We start from the raw sequence: 19,852 nt of genomic DNA, 5'->3' as shown, positions 1-19,852 counted from the left end.
GACAACGAATGGCAAAAGTTATTGCAGTTACAGAAGCTATTAAAAGTCTGGCTGAGGCTGAATCAAAGTTGAATTTGAGCCGAACTGAGGATGAGGCTTTTTTTACAGAATGGCAATCCGAATTGCCAAGTCTCAGCGATTCTGAACAGACTGCTTTAGACACGCTACGACGTAGATTACTATATCATAGAGCCGATGGAGAATTATTAGAAGGGGCAGTGACATTGCTGGTAGCATCACCTTTGTTGGAATTGGCGGGATTCTACGATCCACCTTTCAGGATGAAAGCTGAAGCTGCTATCGAAATTGTCATTGATGATGGGGAAGAAACGATGCGCGGACGAATTGATATCTTGATTTTGCTTCAGCAGCTTTGGGTAATGGTTTTGGAGTGCAAGAAGACTAGGATTTCCACGCGATCGGCATTACCCCAAGCATTAGCATACATGATGGCAAATCCTGATTTAGATAAACCGAGATTTGGGATGTTGACGAATGGCGATGATGTGTTATTTGTGAAACTGATGGCTCAACCTACACCCGAATACGGGTTATCGCGGGCATTTTCGATTTATACTGTACGAAGTGAATTGCGATCGGCTTTTCAAGTTTTGAAGCATTTAGGACAAGGTATCGCTACTGCCTAAGTTTTGTTTTGGATTGATTGCTGTGGGCGATCGCTAAAAGATGTCAAATCAGTTCTATCAAATCTAAAATTGATAGACCGGATTCGGCTGTTGATTCATCGATCGCGTATAATCTCAAACAGTCGCGAGGATTCGCTGCGGATTTCCGATCCTCCATCTAAAAGTAGAGAATCAATTACTTGTCGATCGCATAAATTGACATAATCATCATCAAGTTGACAAAGTTCAATAGCCGCCAGCAAACCAGCCAGTCGCTCCTCATCAGAAGCACCTACGACCATTCTATTAATAGAAGTCAGCAAAACGCGATCGGGCGGTGAAATAGTTTCTACAAGTTCAATCGCTGTCTGCCGCACGATCGAATGCCTGTCTCCCAAACACAAAAACATCCACTCTAATAATACTTCGTCACCGTACCAAAATTTCTGATGTCGTAGCTTGCCTAATACTTCCAGAGCGATCGCCCTTACATCCCATTCCCGATCGGCAAGCAAGCAACCCAGTAGAGGAGCAACAACAGGATTATCTAATTCTCCCATTTTTACAGTAGCATTATATCTAACATCATTGCGTTCTGAAAGTGTATCAGCAGCAGCCTTTGCCACTTCCGAAGGCCATTTCATATCATCTTGGAAAAAGTCTCCCAAGATTAAACCATCGTCCCAAAAACTATTGGAAAAATTTGGCTGATGTTCTTCTGATAGGAAGTTTATGTGAGAAAATTCTACTGATAGATTTGTGCCGATCGCATTTCTAAAATCCGTTGGGCGATCGGCTTCATCAGAAAAACAGCCAATAAATTTTGTTTCATATAAATTTGCTCCTTGAAAAGATGTTCCATTCAAGCGACAACCAAAAAACTCACATCCCGATAAATCTAGTTTATCAAAGATACAACCTCTTAAATCGCAACAGATTAGAGAATCATTAGGTGCGATCGCAAATGGATGCAGCTTGCTTTGCCAATCCATTCCTATATAACGACTACGCTTGCTGTTTAATTTAAGCATTACTTTATTTCCCCAATTGTTATTTCCAAGGTTTTGCCCATCTGGGAATCTCCGGTTCATCGCTGTTGCGGTAATCATCAGCCCATTTTAGCGCCTCTTCCATCTTGACAATTTCCTGCTCAATCTTTTGCTTTGCTTCAGAGGGCAACTTGTCTAAATGCCTCCGAAGTCCTTTAATATACTGCTGGCACTTTCCAGCATGGAGAGTGCTATCTTTTAGCGACTGCGGTGGATTCCCCGCGCCTCCTTCAAATTGTTCCTTCATCACCATGAAAGCACAACTTCCATCACCGTACTCTGCTCCCTCCCTATAAAGGTCATTTATCACTTCCTGAGCTTTATCTACTGCTAGAGCTTCTCCACGCGGTAGCCAAGTCTCTCGATTTTGAATTAATTGAGCCTCTGAGGTTGTAGGGAGAGTTCTGAGTTTTCTCAGTGGATTTGATTGCTCGTTATCGCCCTTTGGATTCATTTTAACTAAATTCTCAATGCCCGATCGCCCTTTAACAAAAATTCAGGGCTGTTTCATTCTTCGTAGGGGCGGCGCCCCCGTGCCCGCCCTCTTCGTCAGGGGTAGGCACGGGGGCACTACCCTACAAAATCGCGGTTTTTCCGAGAATGAAACAGCCCTTTACCAAAAATCCCCCGCTACAGCATTACCATAGCGAGGGATTTTTGTCAACCTACAAAATCAAATTTCTTGCAGTTTGTTCTTAGCTTCTGTCAGTAACAGCCGCAGGCTCAAAACTCGGAACCACAATCTCACCATTCTGCTTAGTCAACTGGTTGTACAGCCTTTCAGTATTCGGGAAATTAGCAGCCGGTAGAGTCGGGAAGCGGCGATAAGGAACCGTATCCTCACCAAAAGCCTCAGCATATTCAACCGTCAGCAACATCGCGTTGATAAAGCCCTTAATCCCTTTGCTTGCCAAGATTTGGTTATAAGTCCGAATCTCCGCTTGATTGAGAGGAGCGCGGCCCAAGAAGTGCTTCGTACCCAACTCAATCACCTTAGTATTTGGATAAGGTGCGTAGAATTGTTTGACGTACAGCGGCGAGCAACCCAAACCTTCAATGAACTCCTTGAGATTGATTTCATTGTTGCCAAGTTTGCTTTCCAAAGCTGTGAATTCATTCTTCACAACGTAGGGATTCAAATCGCGTTCAAAAACTTGACGGTAAGCAGCTTGAATTAAAGTTTTCAAAGCAACCTTGTCCGAAGTAGTCGTCAGCTTGAACACCTTAGTTTGTTCGCGACGCTTGCTCACACCTTGAGCAATCCGATTTTGCAACTCGGTATCACCCCGATCGAGCGCAGTGCCCAATTCAACAAACCGAGGAGTTTCAGGAGTCGGATCGGCGTTGACCTTTTTCTCGCCAAAGGAACCCGATCGCATTGTCCGCATCGACAAACCAGCCGGAGTCACATAGCGCTCGTAGGGCACTGTATCTTCGCCAAAAGCTTCGTTGTACTCCAGACTGTCGATCATTTGATCGACCAGCGCGTAGAAACCCTTCTTAGCGCAAATGTCAAAGTAAGCGTTCATTTCCTGACGGCCATAGGTAGGGCGGCCCAGGAGTCGGCGGTGAATATACTCGATCGCCTTACAAACATAAAGCTTGCTCCAGTACATATTGCGGAACACATCGGATTTCGCCAACATCCGAATAAACTCGCGCATCGGAATGTCGCCGTTTTCCAGCTTAATTTCCGCCACCTTTTGGCGCTGGCCGTCGAACACATCGCGACCGAACACTTGCAGATAAGCAGCCCGAATCACCGCTTGGGTGGAACTTTCGGTATATTTGACACTGGAAGCATTGCTGTAGCTGCTGGAGGCGCCGCGGGCAGTTTTCTTGGAAGCTACATAGTTGCTGGGTAACTGGTCTAGTTTAAAGACCTTGGGGCCCAGAGAACCAGGAGCCGCACCGCGAGCCGCTGGGTTACTCAATTGATTGTCAATCCCCGCACCTTGACGGATCAAGATCCGGCGAGTGTCTTTGCCGAAGGGAGCTGGACGGTTCCTAGGGTTGCGAGTTTCTTTGGGGAAAATCGCCCCGAACTGAATTTCCAGCGGATCGTTACCAATACCGTAAACGTGCTGATCTGGTAGAGGCTGAGTGTAGCCTGCGAACAAGGTGATGAACTGAGGAACCTTGCGGAAAGGAGCGCTGAAATTGAACAAATCAATTTGCGGGCCCCAGTTGCGACATTCCTGAGCTTCCTGGCCCAAACCGCGCAGGTAAGGGACTGTTTCTTCGCCGAAGTAGTCGGAATATTCCTGAGAATAAACCATCGCGTCTACGAGGGCTGCCAGGCCGCCTTTCGTGACGATCGCAAAATACTTGCTAAATTCCTCGCGCGAGCTCAAACCGCGGCCGAGGAAGTGACGGGCGGCCAATTCTACAGCGCGACTGTTGACAAACGGCTCGAAAAATTGCTTGCGGTACAGAGGAGATTTGCCAAGGCGGCGAATAAACTCTTTCATCGAGATTTCGCCATTTTTGACCTTGGATTCCAAGTCAGAAATGCTTTGGCTGTAGGCGCGGGTAATGTCGCGCTCAAAAACTTGGCGGTAAGCTGCTTTGATTACTTCAATCTTTTCTGCCGACGACAGACCGGTCTTCATGACGAATTTCGCCCGATTTTCCGCTGCGTTGAAGTAGATTTGAGGCAGTTGCAGCCCTTGCTGGTCATTACTTTCGCGCTGACGCACCTTGGGTGAAGGTGTGGGGGCTTTGAATTCTGCAATTGCTACGTCAAAATACTGTGCGACGATCGTGCGTGCGGCATCATCATTTTTGAAATAGCCCAAGGATGCGGCCTTCATTTCCTGCATTGCCACAATTGTAGCCGCCGACGAGCAAGCATTTTCAATGATTTCGCGCAATCCGCGCACGTTCACCGAAATAATGTTCGGATCGCCCGCGACGATCGCGTAGGTAATGTAACGCAAAAACCAGCTCAAATCCCGCAGAGATTTGGTCATGTTGCTCGGGCCGTAGCGCGAGACATTAATCGGCTGGAATCCTGCTGGGATTGGGCCGCCACCGCCGCCGTTAGTAGAAAACAGATTTCCCAAGCCCAAGAATCCGCCGCTACCTGAGCCTTTGCTGCCGCCGCCGCCGCCTGCGCGACCTTCAACATAAGTAACAGTTCCCAGTTTCATGCCTTCAGAGACATTTACCGAACCGCCGCCGCGAGTAGCGCCAGCCATAGCCATCACAGGTTCTGCTGGTCTTTCCAAAAATGCCAGCGGGGAACCGCCGACAAAAATCCGGTTGGCTGCGCGGGATACTATGAGTTCCGAGTTTCTGGTCAGCGTCTCAGAAATCGCGATCCGAAGACCACCGGAACTGAAATAACTTGCCAGTTCGCTGAGTTCGCCCCGCTGTAGGAAGCGGTCTTGCTGTTCAGCTTGCGAAATCGTTGCGACTGGTACAGTTTGATATAGTTGCGGACGCGCAACTGAGCTTCCACCACTTGCTTTTACAGTCATTAGACTCCTTCGCTCCCTATCTAAATCGTTGCAGCATTTACCCAGACTAACCTTGCCTTCTGATGCAGGTAAAATTAGGTATTTTTGCTTTGTTTACTTTTTGCCTTCACCTGTCACGAGGTTGGGGCGCTTACTTTCTTAGATTAAAATGTTTTGGTTTCATCTTTCGTCCTGCCGGGAAATGTCCGACCCGAAGACACCGACGGGGCACTCCCTGCGCGCTTGCTTCGCCTGTACATTCCTGGAAAAAATACTTGGCAGGATAGCTGACTCCTGCGACGATCGCAGCAAGTGCCCTCAATTCAGGAAAAAGAAAATCCAAAATTTCCTTCTGCCTTTTTCTCTTGCCTTTTACTTTCTGCCGAAAGACGCCGCTGCCTTACCCGAAAGCTCAGCATTGGGTGATTGACAGTCCTCGTTTGTTAAAAAGCCTGCCGAGATTTATTGTATAGATTTAAGAGAGCTTATATGAGAAAAAATGATAAGTTTTATTACGCTAGCGCTGTCAGTGGTCAGTTGTCACTTGTCAGCGGTCAGTTGTCAGTCCAATCCCCATCCCTGAGCCCAACTCAAGACTCAAAAGAATTCCTTAACCTATGGAAATTTCACCCGATATCAGCGCCGCCGTTCGTCGGCTTTACGATACTTTTCCTTTTCCGCCCGATCCTTTGTCCGACGAACCGCCGCCCGGGTACAACTGGCGCTGGAGTTGGCCGGATGCTTACAATTTTTGCACGGGCCAAAAGCCGCAAAAATTGGATATTCGCATTTTGGATGCTGGCTGTGGCACGGGTTCGAGTACGGATTATCTGATTCACCTGAATCCTGAAGCGTCGGTGACGGCGATCGACCTTAGTTCCGGTGCCTTGAAGGTAGCACAAGAACGCTGCCGCCGATCGGGCGCGCGAGAAGCAGATTTTCGCCACCTCAGCTTGTACGATGCCGATCAGTTGGAAGGAGAGTTCGATTTGATCAACTGCGTCGGCGTGCTGCACCACTTACCCGATCCGATTCGTGGCATTCAAGCACTGGCGGCGAAGTTGGCTCCTGGTGGCTTGATGCACATTTTTGTGTATGCTGAGCTCGGACGCTGGGAAATTCAATTGATGCAAAGGGCGATCGCACTTCTGCAAGGTAACAAAAAAGGCGACTATCCCGATGGTGTGAAAGTCGGCCGTGAAATCTTTGCTTCTTTACCAGAAAACAACCGCCTTGTCAAGTACGAAAAACAGCGTTGGGCAGGAGAAAATCAGCGAGACGAATGTTTTGCGGATATGTACGTTCATCCGCAGGAAATTGACTACAACATCGAGACTTTGTTCGAGTTAATTGACGCTTCGGGATTGGAATTTATCGGTTTCTCAAATCCGGGATATTGGCAGTTAGAAAGACTTTTGGGGAAAGCGCCGGAATTGATAGAAAGATCTCAGGGTTTGACGGAACGGGAGCTTTATCGATTAATTGAATTGTTGGATACGGAAATCACTCATTACGAGTTTTTCTTGGGCAAAAAGCCTGTTAATAAGATTGATTGGTCGGACGATAAAGCACTTTTGGCGGCAATTCCAGAGTTGAGTGTTTGTATGCACGGTTGGCCGAGTCAACAAGTGTTTGATTGCAACTACCAATTGGTCAATTTGTCAAGTGCTGAGTTTGAGTTTCTGCAAGGTTGCAATACCAGAACTGTGGGGGAGATTTTGGCGGATGTTGAGGTGGGATTGGATGAAGTGCGATCGATCTTATCAAAACAGCTCATATTGCTAACACCGAGTTGAGTCGTATCGTAGGGTGCGTCAGTCGCCGTTATTTTCGGTAAAAATCGAGAATCTACGAACTGACGCACCCTACAAGTTTCAGTTGAGCCGTAGGGTGCGTCAGTCGCCGTTATTTTCGGTAAAAATCGACAATCTAGGAACTGACGCACCCTACAAGTTGAGTCGTAGGGTGCGTCAGTTAGGATTATTTTTGCTAAAATCGAGAATATACGAACTGACGAACCTTGCAAGTTTCAGTTACTGACTCCCGGTAAAATCCAAAATCCAAAATCGAATGACTTTTCAATTTCCAACCGCAGTCAAAGAACGTCTTCAGGCATCGCCCTCACAGATAGCCGACTTTTGCCAGCGCTGGAATATTATTGAGTTAGCATTATTCGGTTCAATCCTGCGAGAGGATTTTCGTCCCGACAGTGATATAGACATTCTAGCAAGCTTTGCCCTCAATACTTCTTGGAATCTTTTCGACTTTCTCCAAATGCAAGAACAGTTAGAAGGTATGTTGGGGCGCGACATAGATTTAACTCAAAAACAACAGATAAATAACCCTTTTAGTCGAGCGGAAATCCTGGCAACTTGTCATATTATCTACTCTGAGAATGGCACTATTTCCAGTTTATACTTTTCAGTTAAACCAGCCAATCTAACTATGCAAGCAGACAATAGAAATCAGGCTGCGCTCTGGGATATGATAGAAGCAATTAAGCAAATAATGGAGTTTACCGCTAGCTTGTCCTGTGCAGAATACCAAGTAAATAGGATGGTGCAGCGGGCTGTTGAAAGAGAGTTTGAAATTCTCGGCGAGGCTGCTAGGAGAATTTCGGAGGAATTCCGTCAAGCTAATGGTGATATTGATTGGCGCAATATTATTAATTTGCGGAATCCGATCGCTCATCGGTACGATCGCGTGGAGCCAGACACTCTCTGGAATATCATTGTTACAGTGCTGCCCGGTTTGCTAAGCCAGTTAGAATTGCTCCTGCCACCGCTGCCGCCAGATGTGGAATTACCTGATTGAATCCGTGGGACAAATCCCAAATCCCAAATGGATTGACACGGGCCCCCAAATATGGATACGCTTTGAAGTTAGAGGTTGCTTTGCTTGTAGAGGAAGCAGCCCGCGTCGCCCAAAAATCTAGTTGCACTGCCCAAAGCTGCTGGTAACAGCAATGGACAGCATAACCGCCAAACTGATATCAGCAGTCTGGAGGCTAACGGAGTATGATAACACTCTCTGTAGCCGCCCTGCTATGTGTGGAAAAGCGGGGCGGCTGGGTTTTTGGGTTTTTCTAGAAAACCCAAAACCAGGAGAACATATTATGTCAGAGGAATTCTTGCCTGACGATAACGAATCTGATTGTCCAAATGACGACTCAGCAGCAGAATCCGAACAGGATGTGGTGTGTGTAACAATCACAGGTTCGCCCCAGGCTGTCAGGGAAACCATACTCACCTTGTACCGCCTGGGATTTGCGGAAGTTGGCGATTGGAGTCAGCTACAGCGTGCAGCTAATCCGAAGCAAGTGATGAGTGTGCTCATTCGGCGTCGGAAGCGCAAAGCGTAGGAAGTAGGCGATTGATCGTTCCCAGTTAAAATATGTCATTGCGAGCGTAGCCTTAGCGTAACCGATCCGAAGGAAAGCAATCGCCGAGTCTCTGCGATTGCTTCGCTGAGAGCTTGCAATGACAAAAAATACCACAAAAGGTTAATAAACCCAGATTTTAGCTGGTATTGCGAGGGTGGCGGCAAAATAGCTGAAACGCCTTTTTTGCGTCGCGACCCTCGCAGCATTACTGGGCAAGGGTTTCATCGTTTTTTTTGGAGCGAACACAGGTGTGAAATCCAAGAAAAAGATCTGACCCTCGCAAACGGCCTCTGGACACCTTGCGCTGTCTTGGGTGTATAATGCAGGGGTCCCCACTCGCTGGGGAAACTAATTGAATGGAAACGTGACGCGCTGCTTTCAATGCAGCTTCTTCTAAGTGTCCCCACTCGCTGGGGAAACTAATTGAATGGAAACGTGTCCTCTTTTTTGTAGGTAATTCCATCCACTGCAGTCCCCACTCGCTGGGGAAACTAATTGAATGGAAACTTTTCGAGTACGAGAACTCTTGTTTGTACTTTTTGCATTTTTGTCCCCACTCGCTGGGGAAACTAATTGAATGGAAACAGATGATTATTGCCTATGTCTTAAGTGTTAGCTTTAAGGTCCCCACTCGCTGGGGAAACTAATTGAATGGAAACAAGTGTGGCTTAAGGTCTGTTTGGTGTCATGGTCAACCGTACCGTCCCCACTCGCTGGGGAAACTAATTGAATGGAAACTCGGCTCTAATTTGCGCGGCGTATTCCTTAGCTGCTGTCCCCACTCGCTGGGGAAACTAATTGAATGGAAACTCATCTGCCCTGGCTACTTTCAACGTCAGGGTTATTTGTTTTTCCCTACTTGCTCAAACCTGAAATCCTGACCTCAACAAACTAGGATTGTTTCCAACTATAATGACGATTATTAGTAGTTGTAGGTTGGGTTGAGGGACGAAACCCAACTTGTTATCCTCAGAGTGTTGGGTTTCGCTTCTCTCAACCCAACCTACGAATAATTAGATAAATTTATCGCCCTAAGTACGGGAGAACCCTGTGAAACTTCTATTAGACAAAAACCTCTCAGATCCAGCCTTATAATATAATTGAAACAGTGCTACCCAGCTTGTTAATTCAACTAGAATCACTGCGGCCACCACTTCCCTCGGATGTGTAAGTATTTTAATAACAATAGCAATCCTGGAAGGTAAAAGATGATACAAGCCCACAAGCCAAAACTCACCTTTGAAGAATACCTCACCTACGAGGACGATACCGACAACCGCTACGAATTAATTGATGGAGAGTTAGTAACATTGCCACCCGAATCGGGCCCCAACAATTTCATTGCTAACTATCTACTATTCACTCTGGCTAGTAGCGGGTTCGTCCCACTCAGGCTGATCAGAACACATATGTGCGAAATCCAAGTTCCGATCCTGCGGGAGGGCGACGCAGCTAATCGCTACCCAGATTTGGTGGTTTTGCGCCCCGAACACATCTTGCTGACAGCCTCCCGGCTAACCATCACCCAAACTATGCCACCTCCTCAGTTGGTTGTCGAGGTTGTTAGTCCAGGTAGAGTTGGGCGCGATCGCGATTACATTAATAAACGAGCTCAATATGCAGCGCGGGGTATCCCTGAATATTGGATTGTTGACGCTCAAGAGGAGATAGTAGCGGTACTACGACTAGAATCAGGTGAGTATGTCGAAGTTGGGGTTTTTCAAGGGGAACAAGCGCTGATATCGCCGACTTTTCCGCAGTTGAACTTGACGGCCCAACAAGTCTTGGAAGGGGAGTTTTAGTTGTAGAATGCGCCAAATTGCATAATTTTCACCTAAGCTACCTTGGGGCAAATTTCGACTTTGACAGTCATACCTACTTTATTGAGCATTGCAATTAGACTGTCAACGGAAAACTGCCCTATTTTACCTTGAATTAGAGCTTTGATTCGATCGTGGGACTGTTGGAGATGTTGAGCCGTTTGATCGAGAGTCCAACCGCGCTCTTTAATCTGATGAGTCAGGGCGAGAATTAGTTGCGATCGGATTAGTAAGTTATCCGCTTCTTCAGATGAGAATCCGAGGTCTAGAAAGATATTATCGACTGCTTGGGTAATAGTATTTTCGCTCATTGTTCCGGTTCTCTTGAGTTTAAACGATTTTGTAACAAATCTTGGTAGCGTTTCTGCCCAACTTCGATATTTTTCTTGGCTGTTTTCTGAGTTTTCTTTTGGAAGGCATGGAGCACATAAATAGCTTCTTCAAATCTAGCAATATAGAAAACCCGATAGGCATTTTCTGTCCGAATCCGAATTTCTTCAACGCCTTTACCTACGATCGACATCGGTTTAAAGTCTGGTGGTTGTATGCCCTGCTGGAGAGTCCAAAGTGAAAAACCGGCTTCTTTTCGGGCCTCTTCAGGAAGAGATTGGATTTCTTCGCGGGCCGGGCCAACCCACCGAATCGGCTTGATGGTCATCGAGTTTGTTGAGAATCGAATACTGTGACAATTATACTCAAGTATTGCCTTAAGTATTTTATTTCTTCAGCGATCGATTTCGGGCAGTTCACCCGCCGATTTGAGACATGGTGCGGCTATAATTTCCTTGAGTAGTTCCCGAATCTCGCTGCTTGAAATTAATCTCCGGTTTGATCTCCAATATCTGCTGCACTCGATCGCGCAATTCAACCGTAGACACCCCATTCCGCAAAGCCGTTTTCAAGTCAATCTGCCCCGTTTCGTTCAGCAGACAAGGCCGCAGCCACCCGTCAGCCGACAAACGCATCCGATTGCACCGATCGCAAAAACACTCGGACATCTGACTGATAAATCCTAAAGTGCCCTTCGCCCCCGGAATTTGAAACACATCCGCCGGCCCATTTCCCCGCACTCCAGACTCGGCTAAACCATATTTGTCGCTAATTTGTTGCCGCAAATCTGCCGAAGCTACCCAACCTTTATCGCCAAATAAATCGCCATTGCCGATCGGCATAAACTCAATAAATCGGACGTGCCAATTTCGGTTAATAGTTAATTCTGCCAACTCCAATATTTCCCCGTCATTAACACCGGGAATCACCACCACATTCAATTTCAGCGGATCGAATCCAGCTTCATAAGCCGCTTGAATTCCCTGCCAAACTTGCATCCAGCGCGATCGACCCCGACTACCAATTATCTTATCAAAAGTCTCCGGTTCCAGCGAATCCAAACTAATATTAATCCGGCGTAAACCAGCATTGTAGAGATTTTCGGCCATTCCCGCCAGCAAAAAGCCGTTAGTTGTCATTGACAAATCTCGCGTTTCCGGCAAAGATGCGATCGCCCCAACCAACTCAACAACCCCAGGGCGCAACAGCGGTTCCCCACCAGTCAACCGAAACTTCGTAAATCCCACAGGTATGAAAACTTCCCGTAGCAAAGTTAGCAATTCCGAGTGACTTAACAACTGCTGCTGCAATACATAGTCCAACTCGCTACCTTCCGGCATACAGTAGAGACAGCGGAAATTGCAGCGGTCTATCAAACTAATCCGAAGGTAGTCTACGGGATTCATGTCAATACTTTGTAATATTATTTAATTATAGATGCTGACTCGATTTTCTGCCATGATTGAAACAGAACAAAAGACCTGCATAGATTTCTCTCTCATCTCTTCCTCTGCGCTCTCTGCGCCCTCTGCGGTAAATAAAAAAAATCTAATTTGTAAATCCATATACCTATGACATTCTTTAAATTTGAAGCCGATTTTGTAGAAGCCCTGCGCTGCATCCCAATGCAAGTACGCCTCAAATTAGATACTTGCGGCATCAAACTCAAGTTGCAAGATTGGAATCATTTTACTCAAGCAGAACGCCAAACACTTGTAGAGCTTCCTTGTGTGACAAGTGCAGAAATTCAAGATTACCGAGAACAGCTAAACCAAATATTAATCCAACATACTGGAAAATGCGGAACCGATTTGGCGATCGACCAAAATCCCCCCTGGATGGATGCTGCAACAATACCAGAATCCGTCACAGCAAAAGCGCAAGAGCTCGGATTGACTGTTACCGACGCCCAGTGGAGCGGTTTGCAGCCGATCGAGCGATTTGCTTTAATCAAACTTAGTCGATCGAGCCACGAGAATAAAAACTTTCTCCCGGCACTTCAAGAGTTTGGCATTATTCAATAATTGTATGTTAGAAAGTTTGCAGCCAGCGCGAGCGATCGCTCAATGTAGGTTATTGGTTAGGAGCGATTTCTTTACCATATACCGTCATTTTCTGTGGCCACATAACTCTCAAGTACGATTTACTTTCAAGACACCATGTCTAACAATCCTCAGTTTTTTGGCCCACTGCCCTACTCAGCTTTCAACAATCCATCAGCAGGAACTGCCATCAGCCCATTTAGCCCAGTAAGATTCACTTACTTTCATTTAGAAGACTTTGAAGACGGGGCTTTAAATACACCGGGCGTTACTGTTCCTGAGTTGGCCACAACAAATATTACAACTGCGTTCAGCGACTCGGTGGACGGCGATGACGGTGTTATTGATGGTCAAGCCAGAGGAAACAGCAGGAGCTTATTCTCGAATTTCACGACGAGCAGCTTTACGTTCAAATTTTCCGCTAATGCACTTGGGGGTCAATTACCAACCCATGCTGGAATTGTCTGGACGGATATTGGTAGGAATGGTGGGGGCACACCCCTGTCTGGCGACTTGGTAAATAACACGTTATTTGAGGCGTTTGGGCCATCGGGAGAATCTCTGGGGGTTATCGGCCCCTTTTCGCTGGGCGATCAGAGTATTTCGCGTACTACCTCAGAAGATAGATTCTTTGGAGTTGTGAATCAAAACGGGATATCATCGATTCGATTGTCGATGCCCGGTAAAAATAACTGGGAAGTCGATCATCTTCAATATGGTTTCGCACCTGCAACCATTTCTCCTGTCCCCTTTGGGCCCGATGGCTCCTTTTTCAACCTTTCTGCCAATGCCGATAACTTTACGATCGATCCAGCTCGAGTCGGCAATCTCTTGGTTCAAGGTTTAGATGGCAACGACTTTATCCAAGGCTCGCCATCTGCCGATCGGGTAAATGGCAATGCCGGCGACGATACTATACTAGGAGCCAACGGCAACGATACGCTCTGGGGCGGTCGCGGTAACGATCGCATCGATGGCAACGTCGGCAATGACATTATCTCTGGAAATCTCGGAAATGATACGCTCTCTGGCGGTGCGGGCGATGACATCCTGCGCGGCGGACAGAACAACGATGCGCTGATTGGAGGAGAAGGTAACGACCAACTGGTAGGTGACTTGGGTAGAGACGTTCTGACGGGTGAAGCTGGAAACGATTTGTTTGTACTGCGGGTAAACGCAGCGGCCTCCAGCGTATCTGAAGCCGATGTTATTGCGGATTTTACGGCGGGTCAAGATGCGATCGGCCTTACCAACGGACTAGCCTTTGCAGGAATTGCCTTAGATGCTTCGGGTAGCAACACAGCTATTCGGATTCTTGCTACCGGACAAATTTTAGGCCTGGTTGCCGGAATTCAACCTGCGGCTTTAAGCGCCGCCAACTTTACCACATTGAGTGGGGACTTTTAACTTTGTATCAGTAGCCCGATCGTCCGACAGGCGTTAAAAACTGCTGTCTCGTACCGAAAGTTGTCAGTCGCCGAATAATTAAAAATGATTGCTGATTTCAGTCGGTTTTTAACCGACTTGTGCTATGAGACAGGGAATTAATTCCCTGTCGGCCTTCGGAACAATCGCACAATCCAAGAACCCGAGAGGGATTTCAACCCCTCGACTGTGTCCGGCAGGACTCCCATGTGAGGCTGGGTCTCGAATCTACCTTTCTCAGAAATCAATCAAAAAATTCATTTTTTTTTAAGTTATGTTACCTGCGCGTGGTATTATTCGATCTGAAGTGTACGAGCTGTAGCTTTTGTCACACTTGTCGCTACAAGACGGTTTCAACCGAATTAATTGTAGTGGGAGTCAACTAACACCGACTGCTTTAAAAGTCAAGTAACCTTGTCAGATCAATCTCGCGCATCCATCGCTGAAACGGGGGACATCTCTCAGACAGGTTCGTCCGAACCGGAGTCCACCGACACTATGCAAGATTTCTACAAACTTCAACAACAGTTGTTTGTGGTCACTCTCGCTTTCACGGGAATAGTTTTTATCTCGGTGTGGATTTTTTATTCACTCAACATTGCCCTAAATTATGTGCTTGGGGCGATCGCCGGTGTGGTTTACTTGAGAATGTTGGCTAAAGACGTTGAACGCATCGGCCCGCAAAAGACGAGTCTGAGCAAAAATAGGTTAGCTGTATTTATTGGGTTGATTGTAGTATCAACTCAGTTGAAAGAGCTACAGATTTTGCCCATATTTTTGGGATTTCTGACGTATAAGGGCGCGATCGTCTTTTATATGCTGCAAAGCCTGTTTGTTACCGACCCTGCCAATGGGTCAGGCAGTCGGTGAACCCTCCACTGTGTGAACTTCTTGTGAATGGAAATGCTAAATGTCTTAAATGCCTTTAATGCTTTTCCCCTCGCTGAGTTGGAAGTAGGAAAGCATTTCTACTGGCACATAGGCAGTCTCAAAGTTCACGGACAGGTATTTATTACCTCCTGGATTGTGATTGCTCTCCTCCTGATAGCTTCCCTCGCGGCAACTCGCAATGTGCAGAGAATTCCGAGCGGAATGCAAAATTTCATGGAGTACGCCTTAGAATTCGTTCGAGACTTGGCTAGAAATCAACTCGGCGAGAAAGAGTACCGTCCTTGGCTGCCATTTATTGGCACATTGTTCCTGTTTATTTTTGTATCGAATTGGTCGGGCGCTTTAGTTCCTTGGAAGCTAATTAAGCTGCCAGCGGGCGAACTAGCTGCTCCGACTAATGACATCAACACGACGGTAGCACTCGCATTGCTGACTTCTTTGGCATATTTTTATGCAGGTTTCAGTAAGCGGGGTTTGGGTTACTTTAGTAAGTACATCGAACCGACCCCAATTTTGTTACCGATCGCGATTTTAGAAGATTTCACCAAACCTCTTTCCCTGAGCTTCCGTTTATTTGGTAACATCTTAGCGGATGAATTAGTGGTAGCTGTGTTGGTGTTATTAGTTCCCCTGTTCGTACCTCTGCCCGTAATGATGTTGGGTCTGTTTACCAGTGCGATTCAAGCTTTGGTATTTGCCACCTTGGCAGGAGCTTACATTCACGAAGCATTGGAAGGACACGGCGACGAACATCACGATTAACTCTCTAAAATTGGGTAAAGGCTAATAGCGAACAGTCAAAAGTCAGCGGTCTAATGACTAATGACTAATGACTAATTACCCAACATCTCTCTTGAACTCTGTACACAAAGATTAAGGAAATTTATCATGAATCCGACAATTGCTGCTGCTTCTGTTATCGCCGCCGGTCTAGCTATTGGTTTAGGCGCGATTGGACCTGGTATCGGTCAAGGTAATGCCGCAGGTCAAGCAGTAGAAGGTATTGCGCGTCAGCCGGAAGCAGAAGGCAAAATTCGCGGCACTCTCCTGCTGAGCTTAGCATTCATGGAATCCTTGACCATCTACGGTCTGGTTATTGCATTGGTGCTGCTGTTTGCTAATCCCTTCGCTTAATATTGAAGGATTGCAAAAAAGGGGCGGATGTCTTTCCGCCCCAAAAACAAGGAGGAACTAAAAGTGTTTGATTTTGATGCAACTTTGCCATTTATGGCATTGCAGTTCCTAGTTTTGACGGTAGTCCTCAATGCGGTTTTCTATAAGCCCTTGACTAAGGTTCTGGACGATCGGGACGAATACATTCGTACCACTCAAGTGTCAGCTCAGGAACGCTTGGCAAAAGCCCAGAAATTAGCGCAGGAATACGACCAAAAACTGGGAGAAACTCGCAAACAGTCTCAGGCAGTAATTGCTACGGCTCAAGCGGATGCCAAAAAAATCGCGTCGGCAAAAGTAGCTGAGGCTCAAAAAGAAGCTCAAGTTTCGCGAGAAAAGGCAGGCCAAGAGATTGAGCAGCAAAAGCAAGAGGCAATGCGCTCGCTAGAACAAGAGGTAGATACTCTGAGCCGACAAATTCTTGAAAAGCTATTGGGCACAGCATTGGCCAAATAGCTCGATCGAACAGTTTGAGATTTTGGGTGAATTCTCAAATCTTAAATCGGTTCATCCAACCTGCACGCGCAATTATGGAAGAGAATCATGGGGACTGTTTTATTGCTAGCCACAGAAGCTAGCGGGGAAGGTGGTTTCGGTTTAAATTTCGATATTTTAGAAACCAACCTGATTAACCTGAGCATTGTTATTGGATTGCTGTTTTACTTCGGGCGCGGCTTTTTAGGAAATATCCTAGGCGAAAGACGCTCCGCCATTGAAGAGGCGATTAAAGATGCAGAAACTCGCCAAAAAGATGCAGCGGCAGCCTTAGCAGAACAACAGCAAAAATTGACTCAGGCTCAAGCAGAAGCGGAACGAATTCGCTCCGCTGCTGAAGCAAATGCGATCGTAGCAAAAGAAGCAATTCTAGCTCAAGCGGCGCAGGAAGTTGAACGCATGAAAGCAACAGCAGGTCAAGAGTTGGAAGCGGAGCGGGAAAGAGCGATCGCCCAACTGAGATCGACGGTTGTATCTTTGGCATTAGCAAAAGTGGAAGGTGAGTTAAAAACTAGCTTGGACGACAACGCCCAAAACCACTTAATCGATCGCAGCATTGCGTTACTGGGAGGCTAAAAAGTGAGTATCGTTAGCACAGCAGTCTTACAGCCTTACTCATCTGCCTTGATGTCACTGGCTCAGTCCAGCAATCTCTCAGAAAAGTTCGGCGAAGACATTCGTTCTTTGCTTAGCCTGCTAGAAGGTTCGGAAGAATTACGTCAATTTTTAGCCAATCCGCTGATCAAAGCGGATGCAAAAAAAGCTGTGATTGGGCAAATAGCGGGTGAAGAAATGAACCCCTTGATGCACAACTTTCTGAAGCTTTTAGTAGACAAAGGAAGAATTCTTTTTTTAGAAGGCATTGGCCAACAATACTTGGCAAAGCTCCGAGAACTCAACCAAACAGTATTGGCTGAAGTTACATCGGCAGTCCCACTTTCAGACGCTCAACAGCAAACTGTTCGCGAGAAAGTCCAGGCGATGACCAGCGCTCGCAGCGTAGAAATTGAAACAAAAATAGACGCAGATTTAATCGGCGGTGTGGTAATTAAAGTAGGCTCTCAAGTAATTGATGCTAGCCTGCGGGGACAATTGCGCCGTCTCGGAATTCGCTTGAGTTCCTGATTTAAGGAAGAAGGAAGAAGGAAGAAGGAAGAAAGAATAAGGGAAGAATTAAACAAAAGGCAGAAATCTAATGAATTTCTGTTTTTGAGTTGTTAGTCCCAAATACTTACTGCCAAATCTCAATTCTTTCTTGCCAAAAACATCCACCCGCCCAAAAATGGGTACAAGCACTAGACTTAAAGTCGTGGAAAGATCGAAATTTTAGACTAAGAGTTCAAACTCCCAGATGCAACGCTGCGAGTAAATCTAAAATCTAAAATCTAAAATCTAAAATCGACTGACTGACAACTGACAACTGACAAATAATAATTGACATGGCAGCAATCAGACCTGACGAAATTAGCAGCATTATTCGCCAGCAAATTGAACAGTACGACCAAGATGTAAAAGTCTCTAACGTCGGTACTGTTTTGCAAGTAGGCGACGGCATTGCCCGGATTTATGGCTTGGATAAGGCTATGTCCGGCGAATTGCTAGAATTTGCCGACGGCACTGTGGGTATCGCACTGAACCTCGAACAAGATAACGTCGGTGCAGTGTTGATGGGCCAAGGCCTAGGCATTCAAGAAGGTTCCGCAGTTACTGCTACTGGCAGAATTGCTGAAGTCCCCGTTGGTGAAGCAATGTTGGGCCGCGTAGTTGATGCTTTAGCCCGTCCTATCGACGGCAAAGGCGATATTAAAACTACTGAGTCTCGTTTGATTGAATCTCCGGCACCTGGTATCGTTTCTCGCCGTTCTGTTTACGAACCGATGCAAACAGGGATTACCGCTATTGATGCGATGATTCCTGTGGGAAGAGGACAGCGGGAACTGATTATTGGAGACCGTCAAACTGGTAAAACTGCGATCGCGATCGACACAATCATCAACCAAAAATCGGAAGATGTAATTTGCGTGTATGTGGCGATCGGTCAAAAAGCTTCTACCGTAGCTAACATCGTCAACGTCCTGCAAGAAAAGGGCGCGATGGACTACACAATCGTCGTAGCAGCCAACGCTAGCGACCCCGCAACCCTGCAATATTTGGCACCTTACACAGGCGCCAGCTTAGCCGAGTATTTCATGTACAAAGGCAAGCACACCTTGGTCATTTACGATGACCTTTCCAAGCAAGCACAGGCCTACCGCCAAATGTCCTTGTTGCTGCGCCGTCCTCCCGGTCGCGAAGCATATCCCGGAGACGTTTTCTACCTGCACTCTCGCTTGCTAGAACGCGCTGCTAAATTGAGCGACGACTTGGGCGAAGGCAGCATGACAGCTTTGCCAATCATTGAAACCCAAGCTGGCGACGTTTCTGCCTACATTCCTACCAACGTAATTTCGATTACCGACGGTCAAATCTTCCTTTCTTCTGACTTGTTCAACTCTGGTTTGCGTCCAGCAGTAAACCCCGGTATTTCGGTATCGCGGGTAGGTTCAGCGGCTCAAACTAAGGCAATGAAAAAAGTAGCCGGTAAGGTGAAATTGGAATTGGCGCAGTTTGAAGAATTGGCAGCATTTTCTCAGTTTGCTTCTGACTTGGATAAAGCTACTCAAAATCAATTGGCCCGCGGTCAACGCTTGCGCGAACTGTTGAAACAAGCGCAAAGTTCTCCTCTGCCGATGAACGAACAAGTGGCTGTAATCTATGCCGGTATTAACGGCTACATGGATGACATTGATGTGGACAAAGTAAGCAAGTTTACTGTTGGTTTGCGCGACTATTTGCGGACTAGCAAGCCGAAGTACGGCGAAATCGTTCAAGGCGGTAAAGCTTTGACTGATGAAGCTGAGAAGCTGCTGAAAGAAGGCATCACAGAGTACAAGCAAACTTTCTTGGTTTCTGCGTAATTAGTCATTAGTCATCAGTGATTAGTGATTAGTTGAGTTTCGATCCCCCCTAGCCCCCCTTAAAAAGGGGGGGGACAAGAGTATTCAAATTCTCCCGACTATCAGGGAGAGACTGGAAGCATTCAAAGTTCCCTTTATTAAGGAAGATTTAGGGGAATCGAGACTTAGTTAAGTCACGGATCCCCCCTAGCCCCCCTTAAG

20 protein-coding genes and 1 CRISPR repeat array are annotated in these 19,852 nt (G+C 46.6%); of the genes, 14 read left to right on the top strand and 6 right to left on the bottom strand.

All coding sequences use genetic code 11. The features are described from left to right. The first annotated feature begins 8 nt into the window (after positions 1-8). On the top strand, positions 9-647 hold the full coding sequence (locus tag QZW82_RS25855; RefSeq protein WP_293154954.1) for a type I restriction enzyme HsdR N-terminal domain-containing protein: 639 nt from the start codon (positions 9-11) through the stop codon (positions 645-647). A 95-nt stretch (positions 648-742) separates the two neighbouring features. Here the strand turns inward: QZW82_RS25855 and QZW82_RS25850 are convergent, their stop codons facing one another. The 3 genes from QZW82_RS25850 to QZW82_RS25840 all read right to left on the bottom strand — a co-directional run bounded on the left by QZW82_RS25850 (position 743) and on the right by QZW82_RS25840 (position 5,157). Continuing rightward, positions 743-1,657, bottom strand: coding sequence for a pentapeptide repeat-containing protein (locus tag QZW82_RS25850; RefSeq protein WP_293154951.1), 915 nt, complete (start codon positions 1,655-1,657; stop codon positions 743-745). A gap of 19 nt (positions 1,658-1,676) precedes the next feature. Beyond that, positions 1,677-2,129: a hypothetical protein gene (locus QZW82_RS25845; RefSeq protein WP_293154948.1), complete on the bottom strand. Its 453-nt coding sequence runs from the start codon at positions 2,127-2,129 to the stop codon at positions 1,677-1,679. 241 nt (positions 2,130-2,370) lie between these two features. Continuing rightward, positions 2,371-5,157, bottom strand: coding sequence for a phycobilisome rod-core linker polypeptide (locus QZW82_RS25840; RefSeq protein ID WP_293154945.1), 2,787 nt, complete (start codon positions 5,155-5,157; stop codon positions 2,371-2,373). A gap of 596 nt (positions 5,158-5,753) precedes the next feature. On the opposite strand from QZW82_RS25840, the gene QZW82_RS25835 reads away from it, so the two are divergent. From QZW82_RS25835 to QZW82_RS25820, 4 genes are all read left to right on the top strand, one after another. Next, positions 5,754-6,932, top strand: a complete 1,179-nt coding sequence (locus QZW82_RS25835) for a class I SAM-dependent methyltransferase (RefSeq protein WP_293154942.1) — start codon at positions 5,754-5,756, stop codon at positions 6,930-6,932. 274 nt (positions 6,933-7,206) lie between these two features. Next, on the top strand, positions 7,207-7,950 hold the full coding sequence (locus QZW82_RS25830) for a HepT-like ribonuclease domain-containing protein (RefSeq protein ID WP_293154939.1): 744 nt from the start codon (positions 7,207-7,209) through the stop codon (positions 7,948-7,950). Between the two features lie 151 nt (positions 7,951-8,101). Beyond that, complete coding sequence (locus QZW82_RS25825) at positions 8,102-8,497, top strand: hypothetical protein (protein ID WP_293154936.1); 396 nt, start codon at positions 8,102-8,104, stop codon at positions 8,495-8,497. Positions 8,498-8,846: 349 nt separating this feature from the next. Further along, positions 8,847-9,328: direct repeats of the CRISPR family, unit length 36 nt; unit sequence GTCCCCACTCGCTGGGGAAACTAATTGAATGGAAAC. Positions 9,329-9,726: 398 nt separating this feature from the next. Next, positions 9,727-10,320: a Uma2 family endonuclease gene (locus QZW82_RS25820; RefSeq protein ID WP_293154933.1), complete on the top strand. Its 594-nt coding sequence runs from the start codon at positions 9,727-9,729 to the stop codon at positions 10,318-10,320. 32 nt (positions 10,321-10,352) lie between these two features. Here the strand turns inward: QZW82_RS25820 and QZW82_RS25815 are convergent, their stop codons facing one another. The 3 genes from QZW82_RS25815 to moaA all read right to left on the bottom strand — a co-directional run bounded on the left by QZW82_RS25815 (position 10,353) and on the right by moaA (position 12,074). Then, positions 10,353-10,649 carry an XRE family transcriptional regulator gene (locus QZW82_RS25815; protein WP_293154930.1) on the bottom strand — a complete coding sequence of 99 codons (297 nt, stop codon included), beginning with the start codon at positions 10,647-10,649 and terminating at the stop codon, positions 10,353-10,355. Then, positions 10,646-10,996, bottom strand: a complete 351-nt coding sequence (locus QZW82_RS25810; RefSeq protein ID WP_293154928.1) for a type II toxin-antitoxin system RelE/ParE family toxin — start codon at positions 10,994-10,996, stop codon at positions 10,646-10,648. Before QZW82_RS25810 ends, QZW82_RS25815 begins: the two co-directional genes overlap by 4 nt. Before the next feature lie 88 nt (positions 10,997-11,084). Next, a complete protein-coding gene (gene moaA / locus QZW82_RS25805; RefSeq protein ID WP_293154925.1) occupies positions 11,085-12,074 on the bottom strand; it encodes a GTP 3',8-cyclase MoaA in 990 nt (329 codons plus the stop codon). A 165-nt stretch (positions 12,075-12,239) separates the two neighbouring features. Here moaA and QZW82_RS25800 point away from each other — a divergent pair, with 165 nt between their 5' ends. The 9 genes from QZW82_RS25800 to atpA all read left to right on the top strand — a co-directional run bounded on the left by QZW82_RS25800 (position 12,240) and on the right by atpA (position 19,651). Then, positions 12,240-12,692: a nitrate reductase associated protein gene (locus tag QZW82_RS25800; RefSeq protein ID WP_293154922.1), complete on the top strand. Its 453-nt coding sequence runs from the start codon at positions 12,240-12,242 to the stop codon at positions 12,690-12,692. 135 nt (positions 12,693-12,827) lie between these two features. Then, positions 12,828-14,117: a calcium-binding protein gene (locus QZW82_RS25795; RefSeq protein WP_293154919.1), complete on the top strand. Its 1,290-nt coding sequence runs from the start codon at positions 12,828-12,830 to the stop codon at positions 14,115-14,117. Between the two features lie 516 nt (positions 14,118-14,633). After that, positions 14,634-15,005: an ATP synthase subunit I gene (locus QZW82_RS25790; RefSeq protein ID WP_293154987.1), complete on the top strand. Its 372-nt coding sequence runs from the start codon at positions 14,634-14,636 to the stop codon at positions 15,003-15,005. A 27-nt stretch (positions 15,006-15,032) separates the two neighbouring features. Continuing rightward, positions 15,033-15,788 carry a F0F1 ATP synthase subunit A gene (atpB, locus tag QZW82_RS25785; RefSeq protein WP_293154916.1) on the top strand — a complete coding sequence of 252 codons (756 nt, stop codon included), beginning with the start codon at positions 15,033-15,035 and terminating at the stop codon, positions 15,786-15,788. A 126-nt stretch (positions 15,789-15,914) separates the two neighbouring features. Further along, positions 15,915-16,160: an ATP synthase F0 subunit C gene (atpE, locus tag QZW82_RS25780; RefSeq protein WP_193972048.1), complete on the top strand. Its 246-nt coding sequence runs from the start codon at positions 15,915-15,917 to the stop codon at positions 16,158-16,160. A 27-nt stretch (positions 16,161-16,187) separates the two neighbouring features. Further along, the gene (locus QZW82_RS25775) at positions 16,188-16,655 is read left to right on the top strand and encodes a F0F1 ATP synthase subunit B' (protein ID WP_293154909.1); all 468 of its coding nucleotides are present in this window, start codon (positions 16,188-16,190) and stop codon (positions 16,653-16,655) included. Positions 16,656-16,742: 87 nt separating this feature from the next. After that, positions 16,743-17,270, top strand: a complete 528-nt coding sequence (locus QZW82_RS25770; RefSeq protein WP_293154906.1) for a F0F1 ATP synthase subunit B — start codon at positions 16,743-16,745, stop codon at positions 17,268-17,270. A 3-nt stretch (positions 17,271-17,273) separates the two neighbouring features. Next, entirely contained in the window at positions 17,274-17,819 is a 546-nt protein-coding gene (gene atpH / locus QZW82_RS25765; protein ID WP_293154901.1) for an ATP synthase F1 subunit delta, read from the top strand. A gap of 314 nt (positions 17,820-18,133) precedes the next feature. Next, positions 18,134-19,651: a F0F1 ATP synthase subunit alpha gene (gene atpA / locus QZW82_RS25760; protein WP_293154898.1), complete on the top strand. Its 1,518-nt coding sequence runs from the start codon at positions 18,134-18,136 to the stop codon at positions 19,649-19,651. Positions 19,652-19,852: the final 201 nt, after the last annotated feature.

The sequence above is a fragment of the Microcoleus sp. bin48.metabat.b7b8b9.023 genome (assembly GCF_013299185.1).
Lineage (GTDB): Bacteria > Cyanobacteriota > Cyanobacteriia > Cyanobacteriales > Microcoleaceae > Microcoleus.
The sequence above is the reverse complement of the archived record's forward strand: the minus strand, read 5'-3'. Positions and strand labels throughout refer to the sequence as shown.